This is a genomic window from Pseudoalteromonas sp. HF66 (genome assembly GCF_011806445.1).
Lineage (GTDB): Bacteria > Pseudomonadota > Gammaproteobacteria > Enterobacterales > Alteromonadaceae > Pseudoalteromonas > Pseudoalteromonas apostichopi.
The window spans coordinates 1-19,763 of the sequence record NZ_JAATOU010000027.1; the positions used below are offsets into that span (position 1 = coordinate 1).

Annotated in this window: 18 protein-coding genes; 12 read left to right on the top strand and 6 right to left on the bottom strand. The window is 41.4% G+C overall.

Annotated features, from left to right (window positions below; all coding sequences use genetic code 11):
- Nucleotides 1-340 precede the first annotated feature (340 nt).
- Nucleotides 341-985: an orotate phosphoribosyltransferase gene (gene pyrE, locus HCZ11_RS18130; protein ID WP_054554229.1), complete on the bottom strand. Its 645-nt coding sequence runs from the start codon at nt 983-985 to the stop codon at nt 341-343.
- 22 nt (nt 986-1,007) lie between these two features.
- Nucleotides 1,008-1,721 carry a ribonuclease PH gene (rph, locus tag HCZ11_RS18135; protein ID WP_130049721.1) on the bottom strand — a complete coding sequence of 238 codons (714 nt, stop codon included), beginning with the start codon at nt 1,719-1,721 and terminating at the stop codon, nt 1,008-1,010.
- Nucleotides 1,722-1,902: 181 nt separating this feature from the next.
- Here rph and HCZ11_RS18140 point away from each other — a divergent pair, with 181 nt between their 5' ends.
- The 6 genes from HCZ11_RS18140 (at nt 1,903) to HCZ11_RS18165 (ending at nt 8,326) form a co-directional block, all read left to right on the top strand.
- Nucleotides 1,903-2,763 carry a YicC/YloC family endoribonuclease gene (locus HCZ11_RS18140; RefSeq protein ID WP_167659147.1) on the top strand — a complete coding sequence of 287 codons (861 nt, stop codon included), beginning with the start codon at nt 1,903-1,905 and terminating at the stop codon, nt 2,761-2,763.
- Between the two features lie 167 nt (nt 2,764-2,930).
- Nucleotides 2,931-3,551, top strand: coding sequence for a guanylate kinase (gene gmk, locus HCZ11_RS18145; protein WP_167659148.1), 621 nt, complete (start codon nt 2,931-2,933; stop codon nt 3,549-3,551).
- 101 nt (nt 3,552-3,652) lie between these two features.
- Nucleotides 3,653-3,928, top strand: coding sequence for a DNA-directed RNA polymerase subunit omega (rpoZ, locus tag HCZ11_RS18150; protein ID WP_054554225.1), 276 nt, complete (start codon nt 3,653-3,655; stop codon nt 3,926-3,928).
- Between the two features lie 130 nt (nt 3,929-4,058).
- Complete coding sequence (gene spoT, locus HCZ11_RS18155) at nt 4,059-6,164, top strand: bifunctional GTP diphosphokinase/guanosine-3',5'-bis pyrophosphate 3'-pyrophosphohydrolase (protein WP_130049728.1); 2,106 nt, start codon at nt 4,059-4,061, stop codon at nt 6,162-6,164.
- 11 nt (nt 6,165-6,175) lie between these two features.
- Nucleotides 6,176-6,568 (top strand): RidA family protein, encoded by a 393-nt coding sequence (locus HCZ11_RS18160; protein ID WP_054554223.1) that lies wholly within the window; start codon nt 6,176-6,178, stop codon nt 6,566-6,568.
- A 153-nt stretch (nt 6,569-6,721) separates the two neighbouring features.
- Complete coding sequence (locus HCZ11_RS18165) at nt 6,722-8,326, top strand: DUF342 domain-containing protein (protein WP_130049729.1); 1,605 nt, start codon at nt 6,722-6,724, stop codon at nt 8,324-8,326.
- 55 nt (nt 8,327-8,381) lie between these two features.
- Here HCZ11_RS18165 and asnA read toward each other — a convergent pair whose 3' ends face one another.
- Nucleotides 8,382-9,377: an aspartate--ammonia ligase gene (gene asnA / locus HCZ11_RS18170; protein ID WP_167659149.1), complete on the bottom strand. Its 996-nt coding sequence runs from the start codon at nt 9,375-9,377 to the stop codon at nt 8,382-8,384.
- Nucleotides 9,378-9,574: 197 nt separating this feature from the next.
- On the opposite strand from asnA, the gene asnC reads away from it, so the two are divergent.
- From asnC to recG, 3 genes are read left to right on the top strand one after another with little or no spacing between them, the layout of a single operon-like run.
- On the top strand, nt 9,575-10,033 hold the full coding sequence (gene asnC / locus HCZ11_RS18175; RefSeq protein ID WP_054554220.1) for a transcriptional regulator AsnC: 459 nt from the start codon (nt 9,575-9,577) through the stop codon (nt 10,031-10,033).
- Nucleotides 10,034-10,077: 44 nt separating this feature from the next.
- Nucleotides 10,078-10,794, top strand: coding sequence for a tRNA (guanosine(18)-2'-O)-methyltransferase TrmH (gene trmH / locus HCZ11_RS18180; RefSeq protein WP_167659150.1), 717 nt, complete (start codon nt 10,078-10,080; stop codon nt 10,792-10,794).
- A 39-nt stretch (nt 10,795-10,833) separates the two neighbouring features.
- The gene (gene recG, locus HCZ11_RS18185; RefSeq protein WP_167659151.1) at nt 10,834-12,915 is read left to right on the top strand and encodes an ATP-dependent DNA helicase RecG; all 2,082 of its coding nucleotides are present in this window, start codon (nt 10,834-10,836) and stop codon (nt 12,913-12,915) included.
- 104 nt (nt 12,916-13,019) lie between these two features.
- Here recG and HCZ11_RS18190 read toward each other — a convergent pair whose 3' ends face one another.
- Both HCZ11_RS18190 and HCZ11_RS18195 read right to left on the bottom strand, forming a co-directional pair.
- Nucleotides 13,020-13,952 (bottom strand): porin, encoded by a 933-nt coding sequence (locus tag HCZ11_RS18190; RefSeq protein WP_167659152.1) that lies wholly within the window; start codon nt 13,950-13,952, stop codon nt 13,020-13,022.
- Nucleotides 13,953-14,148: 196 nt separating this feature from the next.
- Nucleotides 14,149-15,003 (bottom strand): LysR family transcriptional regulator, encoded by an 855-nt coding sequence (locus HCZ11_RS18195; protein ID WP_054554216.1) that lies wholly within the window; start codon nt 15,001-15,003, stop codon nt 14,149-14,151.
- 90 nt (nt 15,004-15,093) lie between these two features.
- On the opposite strand from HCZ11_RS18195, the gene HCZ11_RS18200 reads away from it, so the two are divergent.
- Nucleotides 15,094-15,468, top strand: a complete 375-nt coding sequence (locus HCZ11_RS18200; RefSeq protein WP_130049734.1) for a DUF413 domain-containing protein — start codon at nt 15,094-15,096, stop codon at nt 15,466-15,468.
- Nucleotides 15,469-15,546: 78 nt separating this feature from the next.
- Nucleotides 15,547-16,782 carry a diguanylate cyclase gene (locus tag HCZ11_RS18205; RefSeq protein ID WP_167659153.1) on the top strand — a complete coding sequence of 412 codons (1,236 nt, stop codon included), beginning with the start codon at nt 15,547-15,549 and terminating at the stop codon, nt 16,780-16,782.
- A gap of 2 nt (nt 16,783-16,784) precedes the next feature.
- Here HCZ11_RS18205 and rarD read toward each other — a convergent pair whose 3' ends face one another.
- Nucleotides 16,785-17,708 (bottom strand): EamA family transporter RarD, encoded by a 924-nt coding sequence (rarD, locus tag HCZ11_RS18210; protein WP_130052203.1) that lies wholly within the window; start codon nt 17,706-17,708, stop codon nt 16,785-16,787.
- Between the two features lie 225 nt (nt 17,709-17,933).
- Here rarD and recQ point away from each other — a divergent pair, with 225 nt between their 5' ends.
- On the top strand, nt 17,934-19,757 hold the full coding sequence (gene recQ / locus HCZ11_RS18215; protein WP_167659154.1) for a DNA helicase RecQ: 1,824 nt from the start codon (nt 17,934-17,936) through the stop codon (nt 19,755-19,757).
- Nucleotides 19,758-19,763 lie beyond the last annotated feature (6 nt).

Consider the following 19,763-nt stretch of genomic DNA (forward strand, 5'->3'; position numbering starts at 1 on the left):
GTTATTTTTGTCAACACTTAATTTTGAGAAAAGTTTATTTTTTCAAAACTCAGTCTTACTTGACTCAACCAACTCGTCGTTTTGCTTTTTTGTAAGCAGTCCGCCGTGTCGGTGGATGCGCATTATAGGGATACGGCGAATTAACGCAAGCACTTTTTTAAGAAAACTTTAAAAAAACCACCTTTTGAGTTCTTTTTAATCTAAACAGCACAAAAGAGAAACTTTATTAACGCTTCAGTAACTTTTTAGCCGTATTTAAGGCTATAAAAGCACAAATGTCCATAAACAAAAAAGCCCAGCAACATAGCAGGGCTTTTTATATAATTTGCGTTTTTAGCTGTTATGCAATGCCGTATTGATCACGGTATGCTTTTACTGCGGCTAAATGCTCATCCATTGTGCCTTTCGCTTCTAGGTAACTAATTAAGTCAGCTAGTTTTACTATCGAGATAACTTTAGTGCCGAAGTCACGCTCTACTTCTTGAATAGCAGATAACTCAGCTTTACCTTTCTCTTGACGGTCAAGTGCAATTAAAACACCACTTAAGTCTGCACCATTATCTGCAATAATTTCCATAGACTCACGAATAGCTGTACCCGCAGTGATCACATCATCGACTAACATGATCTTACCTTTAAGTTCAGAACCAACTAATGTGCCACCTTCACCGTGTGCTTTTTTCTCTTTACGGTTGAAACAGTAAGGTACATCTTTGTCGTGGTGATCAGCTAAAGCCACGGCTGTAGTCGTCGCAATTGGAATACCTTTATAAGCAGGGCCAAATAACACATCGTAATCAATACCTGCATCTTCAAGTGCAGCTGCATAGAAGCGACCTAAACGTGCAAGGTCACGACCTGTATTAAATAAACCAGCGTTGAAGAAATAAGGACTAGTGCGACCAGACTTTAAAGTAAACTCACCAAACTTAAGCACCTGCTTTTCAAGTGCGAATTCAATAAACTCTTTTTGATAATCTTTCATAACTAATAAACCTACTTCTTTATTATGCTAATGCTTGCTTTTGAACGTCGATAATTTCACGAATTGAGTGCTTAGCTAATGTAAGTAGCTCATCTAGTTCCTCGAATGAGAAAGGTTCGCCTTCAGCTGTACCTTGGATTTCGATGATTTTGCCAGTTTCAGTCAAAATCACGTTCATATCTGTTTCGGCTTCAGAATCTTCTAGATACTCAAGGTCACTAATTGGCTGGCCTTTATATACACCTACAGAGATTGCAGCAATCATATGCTTAAGTGGGTTTGAATTGATCATACCTTTACTACGCATATAAGTTAGCGCATCAACTAATGCAACGCACGCGCCACTGATTGATGCTGTGCGCGTACCACCATCAGCTTGAATCACATCACAATCGATAGTAATGGTATTTTCGCCTAACGCTTTTAAGTCAACCGCTGCACGCAGTGCACGTGCGATTAAGCGTTGAATTTCCATAGTACGACCGCCCTGCTTACCGCGCGCTGCCTCACGACCATTACGAGTATGTGTTGAACGAGGTAACATACCATATTCAGCCGTAACCCAACCTTTACCTTGGCCTTTCATAAAGCGTGGTACACCTGCTTCAACAGTTGCTGTACACAAAACTTTAGTGTTACCAAACTCTACTAATACTGAACCTTCAGCATGCATAGTGTAATTACGTGTAAATGTAACCGGTCTAATTTGGTTAGGTGTTCTTTCGCTTGGACGCATTAACGATCCCCTTAATTCTGAATTTGCCACATTATAAGTCGATGTGGTGCTAGATGCCATGTTCATTTACATAATTAACTACATCAGAAAAACACATTTCAGAAAATTTACGCTAGAGGTTAAAAGCTGATTCGGTATAATCAGTCAACTTTGTAAATTCAATAACACTAGGAAATCATCCATGATCCACAGCATGACAGCTTATGCGCGCCGCGAAATTAAAGGCGAATGGGGCACTGGCACTTGGGAAATTCGTTCAGTTAACCAACGTTACCTTGAGACTTTTATCCGCGCACCTGAGCAATTTCGTGGCATGGAGCCAGTTATTCGAGAGCGTTTACGTAAACATTTACAGCGCGGTAAAGTTGAAGTTTTCTTAAAGTTTGCTGCAAATCCAGCGCATGTTGGTGAGTTAACGATTAACGAATCACTCGCAGAGCAATTAATTAAAAGCGCACAATGGGTGCAAAACCAAAGCAATGGTGACATCAACCCTGTTGATATTTTACGTTGGCCTGGCGTTATGGAAGCCGAAGAGCTAGATATGGATAGCGTAAATACAGCACTGATTGCTGGGTTCGATGAAGTCATTGAAGATTTCAAACAAGCTCGCGGCGATGAAGGTGCGAACTTACAAGAAATGATTGCGACTCGCCTTGATGCAATTTTAGAGCAGGTTGCTATTGTTGAAAGCCACTTACCAGAAATCGCTAAATGGCAACGTGAAAAACTAAACCTAAAGCTTGAAGAACTAAAAACAGACATCGACGAATCTCGCCTTGAGCAAGAACTTATTTACCTTGCACAAAAACAAGATGTTGCTGAAGAACTTGACCGATTAAAGTCGCATGTTAAAGAAACCAAAAAAATCTTAACTAAAGGCGGCGCATGTGGTCGACGCCTAGATTTTATGATGCAAGAGTTTAATCGTGAAGCAAACACGTTAGCATCAAAATCTATCAACAGTGACATCACAAACGCTGCGGTAGAACTAAAAGTGTTAATTGAGCAGATGCGCGAACAAATTCAGAATATAGAATAAACGCGTGATATAGCTTTTTATAAGACCCAGCACCTGCTGGGTCTTTTTTTCATGAGGCTAAAAGCAGGCAAACTTGAGCACTTTTAGCGAAATAAAGTACAATAGATGAATTAAAGGCTTGGATTAGTGATAGTCCGAGCCTGTTTATTTTTTATTAGAGACAAATCATGGCGCAAACTCGCGGAAATTTATTTATCTTGTCAGCTCCATCAGGGGCTGGTAAATCAAGCTTAATTGGTGCTTTATTAAAGAAACACGGCGATATGAAAGTATCGGTTTCGCACACCACTCGCTCACCTCGTCCGGGTGAAGAAAACGGTGTGCACTATCATTTTGTTTCTGTGGATGACTTCAAAGCGCTAATTGAGAAAAATGACTTTTTTGAATGGGCGCAAGTTTTTGATAACTACTATGGTACGTCTAAGCAAGCAATCGAAAGCCAACTTGCTGCAGGTATTGATGTATTTTTAGATATTGATTGGCAAGGTGCTCAGCAAATTCGTAAATTAGTAGATGATGTTGAGACTATCTTCATTCTTCCACCATCAAAAGAAGAACTAGAATCACGTTTAAATAACCGTGGTCAAGACTCTGCTGAGGTAATCGCAGGAAGAATGGCGAAAGCACAATCAGAAACATCACACTATAATGAGTATGACTATGTTGTTGTGAACGATGACTTTGATACTGCGCTTGCTGAAATCGAAACCATTGTCATGGCTAAACGTTTATCGTTAAAAAGCCAAACTGTGCGCCATCAGGCGTTATTAGAGAACTTACTTAAATAATACTTTTAAGAATAAGATAAAAATTAACCACAAGCTATTGGCGAATTTAACTTGGTACAGTAAACTACGCCTTTGCTTAAGAATTTATTTGGAGTGCTGAGATGGCTCGCGTAACTGTTGAAGATGCAGTAGATGCAATTGGTAATCGTTTTGACTTAATTTTAGTTGCGGCTCGTCGTGCCCGCCAAATCGCGGTTGGTGGTAAAGATCCACTCGTTGATGCTGAAAATGACAAACCAACGGTTATTGCTTTACGTGAAATTGAGAAAGGGCTAGTTGATAGCTCTTCTATGGACTTAATTGATCGTGAAGAACAACAACATCAAGAAGCAGCAGAAATGGCTGCTGTGGCTGCTATCGTAGGTGGCAACCAGTAATCAAGCTCCCCGCTTTGATTTAGCTATACGGCTAGTATTTCTACACTAGCCGTTGGCAAGCCCTTCTTTTCATCGTATATTCTATTCATACCGTTACCGATTTACTTCATTTGCGCATTGGAGTGTGACTTTGTATCTATTCGAAGGCCTCAAAAAGAAAATATCCGAATACTTACCACCAGCAGAGATTGAGCTGGTACAAAAAGCATACGTGGTAGCTCGCGAAGCCCACGAAGGCCAAACTCGCTCAAGTGGCGAGCCTTATATCACCCACCCTGTCGAAGTGACACAAGTACTCGCTGGCATGCACCTAGATCACGAAACGCTGATGGCTGCCCTGATGCATGACGTGATTGAAGACACCGACTTTAGCCAACAAGACTTAGCTGAAATTTTTGGCGACACAGTTGCTGAGCTTGTTGAAGGGGTGAGTAAGCTAGATAAACTTAGCTTTAAAGATAAAAAAGAATTCCAAGCCGAAAACTATCGAAAAATGATCATGGCGATGACCCAAGATATTCGCGTGATCTTAATAAAACTGGCTGATAGAACCCATAACATGCGCACCTTAGGCGCGCTGCGTCCAGATAAACGCCGCCGAATTGCCCGTGAAACGCTAGAGATTTATGCACCAATTGCGAACCGCCTAGGTATTCATGATATTAAAAATGAATTAGAAGATTTAGGTTTTCAAGCCCTTTACCCTATGCGTCATCGCGCATTAAGATCAGAAGTCGTCAAAGCACGTGGTAACCGAAAAGAAGTTATCAGTAATATTAAAACTGAAATTGAAGCGCGCTTAGAAGAATCTGGCATCGAAGCGACTATATCTGGCCGTGAAAAACACCTATATAGTATTTATAAGAAAATGCTCAATAAAGAGCTGTCGTTTAACGAAGTAATGGATATCTACGCATTCCGTATCAATGTTGATAATATGGATACCTGTTACCGCGTATTAGGTGTTGCTCATAACCTTTACAAGCCAATCGAAACCCGTTTTAAAGATTATATTGCAGTACCAAAAACTAATGGCTATCAGTCACTTCATACCTCACTAGTTGGCCCTCATGGTATTCCTGTAGAGATTCAAATCCGTACCCACGATATGGATCACATGGCAGACAAAGGGGTTGCTGCTCACTGGATGTATAAAAAAGCCGGTGATAATGCAGGTAATACAGCACAGCAGCGTGCTCGCCAATGGATGCAAAGCTTATTGGAACTTCAACAAAGTGCAGGCTCATCTTTTGAGTTTGTTGAAAACGTTAAAACAGAGCTGTTCCCTGAAGAGATTTATGTATTCACGCCAGATGGCCGTATAGTTGAGCTCCCTATGGGCGCAACAGCTGTCGACTTTGCGTACGCAGTGCATACTGATGTTGGTAATACTTGTGTGGGTGCACGTGTTAATCGTAAACCTCACCCTCTGAGCAAGCCTCTTGATACAGGACAAACGGTCGAAATCATCACCAGCTCAGGCGCACACCCGAATGCAACTTGGTTAAACTTTGTTGTTACAGGTAAAGCGCGTTTAGGTATTCGCAATTACCTGAAGAGTCAGCAGCATGAAGAAGCAATGTTGCTCGGTAGACGTTTACTCGACTCAGCTCTAGGTGAAACCAAACTGGATGATATTCCAGATGAAAACATTCGCCGAGTACTTCAAGAGCATGAACTAAATACAGTGCTTGAGCTATTAGTTGAAATTGGTTCTGGTAACTTAATGAGTGTGCTGATAGCGAAACGCTTGATGCAAGTTGATGCCGGCGATCTTGATGACCTAGCGCAAAAAGCAAAAGCAACCATCATCGGCACTGAAGGCATGTTGGTTAACTACTCTAAATGCTGCCGCCCAGTGCCTGGCGACGCTATAACAGCTTATATTAGCCAAGGTAAAGGCCTTACTGTCCACCGCCAAGAATGTAAAAATATTCGTGGTTGGGAAAAAGAGCGCTCAAAATACCTGGTTGTAAAATGGGACGATAACCCAGAGAAAGAATATATTGCAGCCCTTCGTATTGAGATTATCAACCACCAAGGGGCGCTAGCTAAATTAACCAATGTTGTTGCCTCAACCCAAGCCAACATTGTTGAGATAGCGACTGACGAAAAAGAAAGTAATTTATACATGATAGATTTAGGCATCACGGTAAAAAACCGCGTTCATGTTGCTAATATTATGCGCCGCATTCGCGTTATGCCTGATGTGCAAAGAGTCTATCGTAAAAAGTAACAAGGATAATCATGAACAAATCTTTTATTTCTACTGATAATGCACCTGCTGCTATCGGTACTTATAGTCAAGCTGTTAAAGTAGGCACGGCTGTTTATTTATCAGGTCAAATTCCACTTGTACCAGAAACAATGGAAGTTATCTCTGAAGATTTTACTGAACAAACCCACCAAGTATTCAAAAACCTAACAGCTGTTTGCCAAGCTGCTGGCGGTCAAATTCAAGACATGGTGAAAGTAAATATCTTTTTAACTGACTTATCTAACTTCGCTATCGTTAACGAAGTAATGAGTCAGTACTTTAAGCAGCCATACCCTGCTCGCGCAGCAATTGGCGTACGTGCGTTACCAAAAGGCGTTCAAGTTGAGATTGACGGTATCATGGAGCTACCGTCAACAAACTAATAGCTCCTTGCCAGCAACGCAATGTTGCTGGCGCTATTTTAGAAAAACTTACCACTTTCCTCATCCGAAATTCTTGACTCATAAGCAATTCTCTAGCACTCTGTTGTTATAATTAATAAAACCTTTAGCTAGAGTAGTAAAAAAGGATTACAAGTGTTTAAGCTCGCTCACAACGGCAACGTTTTATTAGATGTTCATGAAAACTCGCCTCCTAGTGCTGCGTTTATTATCGAAGCATTAGAAAAGTCACCATTTTGTGAATGCAGAGTGGATCATGAAGCTATCAATAATTTCTTCAAAAGTGACTCTAATGAGCGCATGCTTGTGGTCGCTTCTAAACATGATGCAAGCTTAGTTGTAACTTTGAGCGATGATAAAATGCTGGCTACAGGCGAGCTAACCGTCGCTGAAGGCGGTAAAGTAATGAGCCTTGAAGAAGCGAAGAAAGAGCTTATCAAAGCTGGGGTAGCCCGAGGTTACAAACAAACCTTTTTAGAGCAATTACTACAGAAGCAATTTGAATTACCCGCAGGAGAAGTAGCTAAAGGGGTGCTAGCGAAAGGTCGCTTGCCTATTGATGGTCAACCATCCAAATTTGTACCACAAGTTGAGACCTTAAAAGATCGCCTAAAAAAACCAAAGCTACGAGAGGATGGCACTGCCGATATGCGTGACTTTGGTAAATTAGCGAGCGTAGAGCCTGGCGTATTACTAGTTAAACAAATTCCGGCAACTCCTGGTAAAGAAGGCTTTACTGTCACCGGTGATGTACTGCCAGCCAAACCAGGTGAGAGCAGTACATTAGTTGCTGGTGAAGGTACCGAAATATCTAAAAATAATCCACTTGAACTCATTTCTGTCATTGCCGGTGTCCCTGTTGATATTGCCAATGGCATGCGTGTTGATGATATTTTTACTATTGCCGATGTAAACGTAAAAAGTGGTCACGTAGACTTTGAAGGCAGCGTCATTGTTACTCATAACGTTGAACCAGGCATGCGTATTAATGCCAAAGGCGATATAACTGTTATGGGTACTGTAGAGTCTGGTCATTTATCAGCGGCTGGCGATATCACCATAAAACAAGGCGTGATTGGCCACCAGCTCGAAGATAAAAAGTTATCATGTAATATCATCAGCCAAGGTGACATTCACTTATCACATGGTCAATACTGCTATCTTGAAGCCAATAATATTCTCATTGAGCGCCAAGCCAGCCATTGTACGATGAAAGCCACTAAGCTGTTGCAAATAGGCCAAGAAGATAATCCGCAAGGCAAGCTATTCGGCGGAGAAATCTTAGATGCACAAATGATTATTGCTGGCGAAATTGGCAATGAATCGGGTGCTAAAATGGTGATTAACTTAGCCGCTTCAGGTGCTGATGTAACCGCGCAAACAGATCAGTGCTTAAAAGACTTAGCACAAACAGATGCGCAACTTGATACCTTACAAACTGCTATTGAAAAGGCAGATCAAGTAAAAGATGCCGAAAAGAAAAAGCAATTACTCGCAAAAATTGGTGCCACACAAATGCACTATTGCGAGCAAGCTGAAACTCTTGAGAAAAAGCTATCAAGCTTAGAGCATCATTTGCATGATTTACTGGAAGATGCGCAGTTAGTAGTTAATAAAAAACTACACTCCGGCGTCGAAATTCATATTTTCGAAAAAGTACTTTTAACTAACCGCCAATATCCACCTTGCAAAGTGAAGCTCGAAGAAAACAAGGTCGAGGTTGAGTTTAAAACTAGTTAATAAAAAAGAGGCTTTAAGTTAAAGCCTCTTTTTACCAGGGTCTTTAAATCTTAATTTAAAGAATTCCTTCCACTTGCTGTTTTAGCTGCTCAGGCCAAACACCTACTTGTACTTGCCCGATATGCTGTTTTTGTAACAGCAACATAGCGAGTCGTGATTGACCAATACCACCACCTATCGTTTGCGGAAACTTCTTCGCGAGTAGCTGTTTATGCCAATCAAACTCTAAACGAGCTTGGTCGCCTGTAATCGCTAATTGAGTAGCTAAGGCATCAGGACTTACTCGAATCCCCATTGAAGAGACTTCAAATGCATCTTCAAGCACTGGGTTCCAAACTAAAATATCACCGTTTAAGCCTGCAAATTTACTACAGGTTTGTGTTGACCAATCGTCATAATCTGGCGCTCGTACGTCATGAATTTTACCATCGGCAAGTGTGCCGCCTATACCAATTAAAAATACCGCACCGTATTCTTGTGCGACCGCTTTTTCACGTTGTTTCGCTGTAAAGTCAGGATACATCTGACGTAGCTGTTCACTGTGTACAAAGGTGATTTGCTCGGGCAAAAACGAGGTTAAATCAAACTCACTAGCCACAAAGCGTTCGGTTGCTTTAATCGCCTGATAAAGCGATGTTACGGTTTCTTTTAGTTTGTCTAAGGTACGCTCTGTACTCTCGCAAATCACTTTTTCCCAATCCCATTGGTCAACATACACCGAGTGGATTGGGCTTAAAGATTCTTCATCAGGGCGAAGCGCTTTCATATGCGTATAAAGTCCTTCACCTACCGAAAAATCGTAATCAGCCAAGGTCTTACGTTTCCACTTTGCTAAAGAGTGGACCACTTCAAATTGGCTACCCGGAATTGTTTTCACTGCTACCGATACAGCATTTTCAGTACCGCTTAAGTTATCTTGAATACCATCGCCTACTTTTGCCAAGATCGGCGCTTGTACTTCAACTAACCCTAATTGTTGTTCTAATTGGCTTGAAAAAAACTGTTTTACTTTACTAATTTGCTGCTGTTGCTGCAGGTAGTGTGAACTCATAATAATTGGCCTCATTCCCAGTTATTGTTACTTGCTTAATTAGAGAAACCCGCTGCTTGGCTCCTCCTGTTAAAGCAATCCTCAACCAAACAAAGATTATTTTCAATAACCCGCAATAAAAAGAACTTAACATTGAAATATTCATAAAAATAATGCTATAAAAATTATTGATTCAACAATTAACACTAAGAAATACCATGGAAAATTATCAAATCGATAATCTCGATAAAAACATCCTTAACGCTTTAATGGAAAATGCCCGAACAGCGTATGCAGAACTTGCTAAACGCTTTGCTGTAAGTGCCGGCACCATTCATGTTAGGGTCGAAAAGATGAAACAAGCGGGTATTATTACAGGTACCCAAGTCAGTATTGATGCCAAGCAGCTTGGTTACGATGTTTGCTGCTTTATTGGCATTAATCTCAATAATGCCCGTGATTACCCGCAAACTTTACTGCATTTAAAAGAGCTAGAAGAGGTTGTCGAAGCCTATTACACCACAGGTAATTACAGTATATTTATCAAAGTGATGGCGCGCTCAATTGATCATCTACAAGATGTGTTAATTAACAAAATACAAGCCATCGAAGCCATTCAATCAACCGAAACACTGATTTCACTACAAAACCCAATTAGCCGAGCTGTTGTTCCCTAGGGTATAATCAGCGCCAATTAGAATCCGTCAACGAGCACACAACTATGGATACAACTCGCTTTGAGCGTGTTAAGCGCGTATTAGATCGCCGCCAAACGGACCTAACGGTTTGTTTAGAAGAAGTACACAAGCATCATAATTTATCTGCTATTGCCCGCACAGCAGATGCAACGGGCTGCCATCACGTACATGCTGTATGGCCAGAGAATCAAAAATGGTTAACCAACAATACCTCAGGCGGTAGTAAGAACTGGCTAGAAACCCACTTACATCGTAATATCGATGAGGCCGTTGCCATGATGCGTGCTCACAACCCTGAAGTACAAATTTTAGCAACTCACTTAACAGATGATGCAGTCGACTTTCGCGAAATCGACTACACCAAACCAACAGCTGTCATTGTTGGCCAAGAACGAGACGGTATTTCACCGCGCGCCCTCGCTCACGCTGATAAAAACATCATCATCCCAATGCAAGGGATGGTGCAATCTCTTAATGTATCTGTTGCAGCAGCACTTATTTTATTTGAAGCACAGCGCCAACGTGAAGAAGCCGGACTTTACAACCGCGATATGCTTGATGCGAAAATTAAGCATCGTATCTTGTTTGAAGGCTGCCACCCTATCATTGCTGAACAATGCCGTGAAAAAGAGCTGCCTTACCCTGAGCTTGATGAAAGTGGTGAAATTGTTGCTGATGAAACGTTCTGGAACATTTTAAAACACACGCAACCGCTTGAAGCCACTAACGAGTGCAAGTAAACTGAAAAACAGTCTACTAATTAATAATTTGAGTCACCTTTGAGTCATCCTAGCTTAGCGTTATACCCAATTACAGAATTAAAAGGCGTCGGCCCGAAAATGGCCGAGCGTCTTGCTAAGCTAAATATTGAGACGGTGCAAGACATGCTGTTTCATTTGCCTCACCGCTATGAAGACCGCACCCGCATTCACCCAATCTGCGAACTCCAACCTCATAGTCATGTTAGTGTTGAAGCCACGATTGAAACCAGCCAAATCACCTTTGGTAAAAGACGCATGCTGGTTTGCCAAGTCAATGATGGTACAGGCCGTTTAACACTCAGGTTTTTTAACTTTAGTGCGGCTCAAAAAAACGCTTTAAGTACAGGTAAAATCATTCGCTGCTTTGGTGAGATCCGCCGTGGTCGTGTTGGTTTTGAAATGACACACCCAGAATACAGCTTATCGGATACCCCATCTGAGCAACCAACGAACACAACGCTGACACCAGTATACCCAGTTACTGAAGGTCTTAAGCAGTTATCTATTCGTGCACTTAGCGATCAGGCGCTTGCTCTATTACGTAAATACCCAGTAGAAGAACTACTGCCAGAGCAGTTTCAGCCAACTGGAATGCGCTTAGCCGATGCACTTATGACCTTACATCGCCCACAAAACGATATTGATTTAACAGCTCTAGAGCAAGGTATGCACCCTGCCCAACAACGTTTAGTCTTTGAAGAGTTACTAGCCCAAAACTTAAGCCTATTAAAGCTGCGGCAAAAAGGGCAAACCGTAAAAGCAGTTGCATTAAAGCCTCATAATCAGCTTGAGCAGCAATTTTTAGCTAATTTAGCCTTTAGCCCAACCAATGCACAAAGTCGTGTCGTGGCAGAAATAAAAGGTGACTTGCAGCACCCATTTCCAATGATGCGCTTAGTGCAAGGCGATGTAGGCTCTGGTAAAACCTTAGTCGCAGCGCTCAGTGCACTGACCGCGATAAGCGAAGGGTACCAAGTAGCTTTAATGGCACCTACTGAGATTTTATCAGAGCAACATGGCATCAACTTTAGCCAATGGTTTAATCAATTAGGAATTGAAGTCGCTTGGTTAGGTGGCAAAAGTAAAGGTAAAGAGCGCGCAACGACTCTTGAAAAAATTGCCTCTGGGGAAGCGCAAATGATTGTTGGCACCCATGCATTATTCCAAGAGCAGGTTGAGTTTAACAACCTGGTATTAATTATTATTGATGAGCAACATCGCTTTGGTGTTCATCAGCGCTTATCACTGCGTGAAAAAGGCCGCTTTGGTGACTGTTATCCACACCAATTAGTAATGACTGCAACACCTATCCCGCGAACCTTAGCAATGACGGCCTATGCAGACTTAGAAACCTCAGTGATTGATGAGTTACCACCTGGTAGAACGCCTATTACCACAGTGGCTATTCCTGATACCCGTCGCGACGAAATTATCCAGCGCGTTAGAACAGCCTGCACAGAGCAAGGTCGGCAAGTGTATTGGGTTTGCACCTTGATTGATGAATCTGAAGTTCTGCAATGCCAAGCCGCAGAAGATAGCGCTGAGCAATTAAAAGCTGCATTGCCAGAATTAAACGTTGGCTTAGTGCACGGGCGGATGAAAGCCGTGGAAAAACAAGCCATTATGAGTGAGTTTAAAGCTGGGAATATTCATGTACTCGTTGCCACAACAGTGATTGAAGTGGGTGTTGATGTGCCCAATGCCAGCCTTATTATTATAGAGAATCCTGAGCGGCTAGGGCTCGCACAACTCCACCAGCTACGTGGCCGTGTTGGTCGAGGAGCTACGGCTTCACATTGTGTTTTACTCTATCATTCGCCATTATCAGCGACGGCTCAAAAACGCTTAGGTGTGCTGCGTGAAAGTAACGATGGTTTTATTATCGCAGAACGAGATCTTGAAATTCGTGGCCCAGGTGAAGTACTTGGTACCAAACAAACAGGCCTAGCTGAATTTAAAATCGCCGACCTAAACCGCGATAAGCAAACACTCAATCATGTTAGACCAATAGCCTTCAAAATTTTAAACGACTACCCAGAACTAACCGATAAATTGATTCAGCGCTGGCTTGCTGGCAAATCAAACTACGCACAAGCTTAACCATTCAAGCAAGCTAACTACGGTAAAAATTTTATTTCTAGAGCAATAAAAAAGCCCAGCTAATTAGCTGGGCTGACAAGTTAGAGAGTTATCCCAGTGTTGGGTTAGAACTTATATTCAATACCAACACCTAAGTAATCTTGGTCAACTTGATTGTCTGTATCAAACGTCGAGTAGAAACCAAATACTTTAGTATTTTTGCTTAGCTTGTGATCAACACCTGCAGAAATAGCTGTTTTCTTATCGCCTTCATCAAAGTCAATTACTTGGTACTGTACTTTGAAAGTGTTGCTATTCATTTGGTAAGCAGCATTTACTAAGTAACCATCAGCTTCTGCACTACCATCCACTTTTTCTTGTGTTTGGTACATAGCACCTAGTTTGAAGTCACCTAGTTTACCTTGTACTGTTGCACGAACAATGTCGTAGCCTTTTACTTCGCTGTCAGCTGCAACTGATGCATAAAGTTTGCTTTCTTTAAGTTTTGCATCGCCGTAAGTTAGCGCTACTGAGTAACCGTTATCAGCATCTACATCATCTTCAGCTACATATGTCGCTAACACTTTGAAACCATTAAAGTCTTTAGAAGCATAAGAAATTGTGTCGCCTAAACGGTTTTCACCTTTAAACGCATTCTTGATATCTCCTTCAAGGTCATTGAATAAATCAACTTTACCTTGAGATTGCTTCATTGCTGTATCGTTACGGCCGATAACAACTTGACCAAAGCTACCTTTCACACCCACATATTGGTTACGAGCAGTAATGTTATCGTCATTGTCGCCTTTTGAATCAGCGTCAGATACGTCTACACCAAACTCAAATTTATAAACAGCTTCTAGGCCTTCAGAAATTTTTTCTGAACCTTTTAAGCCAAAACGTGAGTTATTGCTTTTAATTTCAGTGAAAGACCCTTCGCCATCATCTGATGATTGAACAGTCACGTTTGCTTTACCATATACATCTACATCAGCTAATGCAGAAAAAGATAAACCACCAAATAAAGCTAGGAATAAGCTAGACTTTGCAAATTTCATGTCGTTTCCTCAATAATCGCAACAAAAAACACATATTGTGTTTCAATGCGCGCAGTGTGACAGCAAAAAATGACAAAAAGATGACAATTGAAACAAAAACGTCAATTTACCTTCATAAAATATAATTATTTCTGAAATAAAAACGTAACCTACTGTTGCGGCATTAAATTTTTATAAAAGCTAAGTTAAATTAATTTTAAGCCTTTATTTGCAGCTCAGTTAATAATGTCACTAATTTCTCTAATAGAGGGGTTTGTTCATTATCTCTGTGGTAAGCAACAAATACATCTCGCGAGGTATGTGCAACATCTTCAACATGATAAAGCTCACCAGATTTAAGCTGCTCTTCGACTAATAATTGTGGAATGAAGGCACTGCCGCCGCATTTTAATATTAAATCGAGTGCAATACGCCCGGTGCTGGTTCTGAAATAAGGGGGAGCATGGCCATTAAACTCTCGGGCATGCCATAACGAAAAGGTTGTTCCCCAATCAACATAAACATATTGATTATCGAAAAAGTTTTCGCTGTTTGCGGTTTCAAAAGCGCTCACAGGAATAATAGGGAGTTCACAAATTCGTTGAACAACCAACTCATCAACTTTAGGGGGATCAAATAATACCGCCAAATCTAATGTACGCTCCAATAATAAGCGAGTACTCTCTTGCTGTGCTTTTACTTCAGCGACTAGCGATACACCCGGCATAGCAGAAACAATGTTTGTAATACCAAACTGCAAAAAAGCATCCCATATATTAGGTGTGCCCGCTAAACTAATTTGCTTATGCATATTATCAGCAAGCGCCACATCAACTTTTGCTCGTTGCATCCCCGTTATGATCATTTGTGCGTGTGGCAGTAATCGCTCACCCGGTGCCGTTAACTGAATGTTGTTTCGTTGACGAATAAATAAGTTAACGCCTAAACCTTGCTCTAATTGTCGGATCCGAAAACTTACCGCAGACTGTGTAATATATAAATTTTCAGCTGCTTTACCGAAATGGCGCGTACGTACCACTTCAACAAAAGTCTTCAATAAATCGATATCCATTTTTTACCCTTACGATAAAAATAATTTGTTTAATAAAATCGACAACTTGATCCATACTCCAGCAAGAAATTAGGGCATGAGGATAAAGCCATGAGCAATGACATTTCATCACTTCGTCAAGCATTTGCAAGCCAACGTCAATTCTATGATGATCAAAATTTCCCACGCGGTTTTGGTCGTAGTGGTCACTTCACTTTGCTAGAAGCCGACATTCTCGAGCAGCATGGTGTTGTTCTAAAGGGTTTATACAACAAAACCCTAGAACCACAAAATGAATTTCAAACTCAATTTGTACAAGTTGTTACCGGTAACCTTGAAGCAACCAATCCAATTGAGCGCGCTTGGATCAAATACCTTAAACAAACAACCTGCAAAACTAAGTTTCATACCTTATTTGGGCGCTCTCGTATTGCGAGCCCAACAACACAAAGTGTTGAATATTATTCTGAGTCAGATAGCCTATAACAATTTGCTTTTTTACCCTTTTAGGGTTAAAACTTGTAATAACTTTTGTTTCGCCAGTAAGTTATTTCAAGGCAAGTTGTGACTCGAAGAATATTAATAATTGAAGATACGCCAACCATTGCGCGAGTGCAAAAGCACATCGCGCAAAAAGTTGGCTATGAAGCCGACATTGCTGGTAACTTAGCTGAGGCAAAAGAGCTTATTAGCAAGCACAGTTACTTTTGTGCAGTAGTAGACTTTATTCTGCCTGACGCACCAACCGGAGAAGCAGTCCCCTGTACTATCGCTGCCGACATTCCCACCATTGTAATGACCGGCAATCTTGACGAAACAACTCGTAATATCGTTGAAAAACACCCCATCATTGATTACATCACCAAAGAAAATAAACAAGCCTATCAATACTTAGAAAAACAACTTGCTCGATTACCTCGTAATGAGCAAATATTGGTATTAGTGGTCGATGATTCAGCGGCAACACGCCACCATATTTGTAACTTATTAACTCGTCACAAATACCAAACCATTGAAGCTGTTGATGGTGTTGATGCTTTAAAAGTACTGGCTGAAAACCCAAAAATATCGGTGATCATTACCGATAACGAAATGCCGAATATGAATGGGGATGAGCTCTGTGTTGAAATTCGCCGTTTATATTCTAACGATGAAAAAGCCATAATCGGCATTTCTGCACTCGATACTCTGCATTTATCAACGCGCTTTTTAAAATCTGGCGCTGACGATTACCTTCGCAAGCCATTTAATAATGAAGAGTTCTATTGTCGGCTAAGCCAAAACGTCGACATGCTTGAAAACATTAAAACAATTCGTTTGCAGGCAAACACTGATTACCTCACTAAACTCCCTAATCGCCGCTATTTCTTCGGTGAAGCAAACAATCACCTAAAAGCTGCAAAAATGTCAGATACCTCAGTCTCTTTAGCCATGATTGATATTGACCACTTTAAATCAATTAACGATAACTATGGTCATGATGCAGGTGATGAAGTACTTAAAGGTTTATCACAATGTATGGCGAAGTATTTTGGAGATAATTTAGTAGGCCGCTTCGGTGGTGAAGAATTTGCGGTGTACTTTGCGGATCAAGATCCACAAGAATCGTTACAGCGTTTAGAAAAATTCCGTTTGTTTGTCGAAAAACACAGCTCTGAATTTAGCAAAGACCACATCAAGTTTACGCTGTCGATTGGTTTTCATAATGGGCCCATTTATAGTTTGGATGAACTAATAAAACAGGCCGATTTAAAGCTTTATCAAGCAAAAGACTCTGGCCGCAACAAATTAGTAAGCTAAGCCTATACAGGCTTAGTCACTGCCTCTAACTGCGCTTTGCGTTGCTTTCGACTTTGACGATACGAATCCCAGCTGAATAATGCTAAAGCACTCCAAATACACGCAAAAGTCACCACACGCTCAGCATCAAATACTTCACCGTAAAACGCCACGGCAAGCATAAACATTAAACTTGGGCCTATGTACTGAAAGAAGCCAAGCGTACTGTATTGCAGGCGCTTTGCGGCACCGGTAAAACATAACAGTGGTAAAGTTGTCACCACACCGGCACTAATGAGTAATAAGTTAATGTGCCAATCATTTGCAGTTAAATCAGAGCTTGCTGATGGCGCCATCAACCACCAATAAATAAGTGCAACAGGTAATAAAATAAGCGCTTCGAGCAATAATCCTGGTAATGACTCGATTGGTAACTTTTTACGTAATAGACCATAAATAGCAAACGAGCTAGCCAGCGAGAAAGCAACTACGGGGAATGAACCAAAGCTCACAAGCTGTAGCAACACACCACAAAGCGCTAGACCAACCGCAACACCTTGCCATTTACGCAGCCGCTCACCTAAAAACAACATACCCAATAACACATTGAGTAATGGATTTATGTAATAACCTAAACTGGCATCAAGCATATGATTATTGTTCACTGCCCAAATAAATAAGCCCCAGTTAAAGCCTAGTAAGCTTGCTGTTATCACCAACATCAACAGTAATTTAGGCTGTCCAAGAACCACACGAATACGCTGCCATTGATGACGAGCAGCAATGATAAGAAGTAAAAACAACACCGACCAAATAACACGGTGCATTAAGATTTCAAAAGCAGAAATCTGCTGTAGAAACTTAAAGTAAATGGGCGCAAGACCCCACATAAAAAAGGCTAAACAAGCGAAAATGACGCCTTTTCGCTGCTCAATGTTGGTAGGCATAAGTTTGGCTTTATAGTTTAAAAACCTTATTTTACGCCCCCTCAGCAGTGACGCAACCAAAACGCGCTAAATAAACCCATGTATTTACTTCTTAAAAGGGACTGCCATTGTTGCAAAGTAACGCCTTGATATTAAGCACCTGTGAAACGCTGAATTCTGCATTTTAAGGTCGTTTGGGTATATTGCTAAAGACATCGCAATAAAAAACCACTAAAATGCTCGGCGATGAATACCAATACCGCAACGTCCAACACACCCGTTCGATCACCACAAGCCGTACTCAAACAAGTGTTTGGTTACAAGGATTTTCGTGATGGCCAAGAAGCGATTATAGCCGCTGCGCTAGACGGACAAGACTCGCTTGTACTCCTACCAACGGGTGGGGGCAAATCATTATGCTATCAAGTGCCTGCTTTGATCCTCGATGGTGTGACTGTGGTTATCTCGCCGCTTATTTCCTTGATGCAAGACCAAGTAGCCCAACTAAGAGCACTTGGCGTACAAGCGGCATACATCAATAACAGCCTGCCTTTTGAAGAGCAACAAGCTGCCTATCAACAATTGCACTACGGGCAAATTAAGCTGTTGTATGTAGCACCTGAAAAAGTACTGCAGCACGAATTTTTAGAGCGTTTAAGTCATTTAAAACTCGCACTCTTTGCGATTGATGAAGCTCACTGTGTGTCGCATTGGGGTCATGACTTTAGACCGCATTACTGTAGACTCAACGAATTAAAGCAACGCTTTACACATGTGCCTATGATGGCACTTACAGCAACGGCAGATAAAGCAACTCGTTACGATATTATTGAACAACTTCAGCTTAACCACCCTTACGTGCATACTGGTAGCTTCGATAGACCTAATATTCGTTACACCATAGAAGAAAAATTCAAACCTATGGTGCAACTACTTCGTTATTTAAAAGAACAGCATAATCAAAGTGGTATTATTTATTGCACCAGCCGTAAACGGGTTGATGATGTAGCCGAAAAACTTGCTGATGCAGGATTTAATGCCGCAGCCTACCATGCAGGTATGAGTAACGAGCAACGCCAATTTGTGCAATCAGGCTTTGCCCGTGACGATATTCAAATTGTGGTTGCAACTGTTGCCTTTGGCATGGGAATTAATAAACCTAACGTACGTTTTGTGGTGCATTACGATATTCCAAAAAGTATCGAAGCTTATTACCAAGAAACCGGTCGTGCTGGTCGTGATGGTTTGGCTGCAGAAGCCATTATGTATTTTGACCCGGCAGACATAGGCCGCGTACGCCGCTTTTTTGAAGATATCGAAGACGAACAACGTCGTCGTGTTGAAGAGCAGCGCTTTAATGCTATGGCCAGCTTTGCGGAAGCGCAAACATGCCGTAGACAAATTTTGCTCAATTATTTTAGTGAATATAAGCGCGAAACCTGTGGCAACTGTGACATTTGCTTAAACCCACCCACTAGCTTTGATGGCACACTTGTCGCACAACAAGCTTTGTCGTGTGTGTATCGTGCTGAGCAACGGTTTGGGATTGGTTATATCGTTGAGCTGCTGCGCGGCGCAAACACTAGCCGCATTCGTGATAACAATCACCACCAGCTTAGTACTTATGGCATAGGAAAAGAGCACAGTGTGGAATTTTGGCTCAGTATTTTAAGGCAACTCATCCATCAAGGGTTATTAAGCCAAGACATTACCCAAGGTTCTTCATTACGCTTAACAGAAGCCGCCCGTGCGGTTCTTAAAAGTGAATATGCACTGCAACTTGCTGAGCCTCGATTACAGGCGAAACATGTATACCAAGATAAACTCGCCCAGTTTAATTACGACAAAAAGCTGTTTGCTAAATTACGCGCCTTACGTAAAGAGTTGGCAGATGCCGATGATGTGCCACCTTATGTGGTATTCAATGATAAAACCCTTGCAGAAATGGCGCAGTTAATGCCAACCAACGACAGTGAGTTTTTAAAGGTATCGGGAGTTGGTTTTACTAAACTAAATAAGTACGGCGCACCATTTTTAAATACTATTCGCGACTATCTTGCCGCTAATTAGGACTGC